The organism is Candidatus Darwinibacter acetoxidans, from assembly GCF_041936445.1.
Classification (GTDB): domain Bacteria; phylum Bacillota; class Limnochordia; order Darwinibacteriales; family Darwinibacteriaceae; genus DTU010.
Genome location: NZ_JBHGXH010000189.1, coordinates 1 through 1,522, shown reverse-complemented (window position 1 = coordinate 1,522; position 1,522 = coordinate 1). Strand labels below are relative to the sequence as shown.

General features: G+C 56.6%; 3 protein-coding genes. All 3 read right to left on the bottom strand.

Features of this window, described 5'->3' with window-relative positions; all coding sequences use genetic code 11:
- Positions 1-986: tape measure protein (locus ACE4YL_RS06990; RefSeq protein ID WP_461369427.1), on the bottom strand; the 986-nt coding region annotated here is incomplete at its 3' end.
- Positions 986-1,174 carry a hypothetical protein gene (locus ACE4YL_RS06985; RefSeq protein ID WP_461369426.1) on the bottom strand — a complete coding sequence of 63 codons (189 nt, stop codon included), beginning with the start codon at positions 1,172-1,174 and terminating at the stop codon, positions 986-988. The genes ACE4YL_RS06990 and ACE4YL_RS06985, both read right to left, overlap by 1 nt.
- Positions 1,175-1,272: 98 nt before the next feature.
- The coding region (locus ACE4YL_RS06980) for a hypothetical protein (protein ID WP_461369425.1) at positions 1,273-1,522 on the bottom strand (250 nt) is incomplete at its 5' end.

Here is a 1,522-nt window from a genome sequence, read left to right as displayed (position 1 = left end):
ATTCCCGCTATCGTCGCTATTGCTTTTTTTGTTCCGTCCGACAGACCACCCCACCACTCAATGAGGCTCTTAACCTTTTCAATGATTTTACCGAAGGTTTCGGCGATCTTTGCCCCTGTTTCTTTCGCCCACTCTCTCACCTTATCTGAGCGCAGCAGATCGAGAAATTCCGCGATGGATTCTTTTGATTGCTCGAAAACGCCGGAAAGCAAATTCTCGCCAATGATGCCGATGTTCGCCTTTGTGTTTGCCACCATGCCTTCCCAGGTGCCTGCGTATGCATCGGCCATTCCTCCGGCGAAGTCCTCCATCACGGTCAAGAACTCCCTGGATGATACCTTGCCGCCCGTGACCATCTTGCGAAATTCTTCCAGCGACACGCCCAGGTGTTTCGACATGGCCATGGCGAATCCCGGCATGCCTTGCTCGATCATGTTTAGCTCCCGCGTCATCAGCCTGCCACCGCCCTGGACACGGTTAAATATTTGCGCCATGTCGCTGATGGGCCTATTTGCTCCTACTGCGGCGCTGCCGACCAGCTTGATGTATTTTTCCAGTTCAGCGCCTTCCTTGACGCCGGCCGCCAGCGCCCCGGCCGCAACAGACGTGCCTTCGGCCATCGTCATTATGGTGCCTTGGACGGCGGCGCTGACATGCTTGGATATACGCTCGACATCTTCGACAGCATAGCCGAGCCCTTCAAGCTGCGCTTTCGCCGCGTCTATCGCTTTCAGACGGCCCCAGCCAAACGCGGCCACCATGCCGCCAACCGCAGCGGTGACACCCACGACAGGCGCGGTGATATATTTGGTCATAGTGTTGCCAACGCTGGTGATGCCCCGGCCGACGTTGCTGACGGTCTTGCCGGCAGCTTCCATCTTCCTGCCGAATGCATCGGCTTTGCTTTCGATGTCGCTAAAGGTTTTTTCCAGCCCTGAGAGGTTGCCGGTGATGGCCACCGCCAGGGTGCCGAGGGTTCCTGCCACTATGTCTCACCGCCTTCCGGTAGCTTGATCTTGTCGCCGTAGTGCTTATAGAACTCCGCCTTGTCCGGGCTATCGCTCTCCGGGCCCTTCTTGCGTGTTTGGCGTTTACCGCCCATGGATTCGTTCAGCTTGCCAACGATCAAAGAAGCCCGGTATTCTTCGAATTCCAGGCCGTAGTCAAGATACATATAGAGCTCGTCAATGCTCATGTGGTCCAAGAGGTAGTCGGGCCGTGCCCAGGCGTAGATAGCCCCGAGCTGGGCGATGAGCCTGCCCAGCTCCAGGGTTACTTTTTTTGGGGGGCTTCCGCCTTTTCCGCCCTCGCCCTGATCGGCTCGAGAACGAACTCGCAGAAGTCCATCATCTGGTCAAAGTCGGTGTTGTCGAGCAGCCAATCGGCGGTGATCTTTGGGTTCGATGGGGTGCAGGCTTTCGCCACCAGATCCAGGGTTCGGTAGAACTTTTCTTCGCTGCTTATCTCGTCGGATACGTCAGCGAATTTCACCATCTCCAGAGTGACGCGGGATGGGATCTTT

Excerpts from the sequence above, each read along its gene's own strand:
- ACE4YL_RS06985 (WP_461369426.1), bottom strand. The coding sequence starts at position 1,174 with ATGTATCTTGACTACGGCCTGGAATTCGAAGAATACCGGGCTTCTTTG.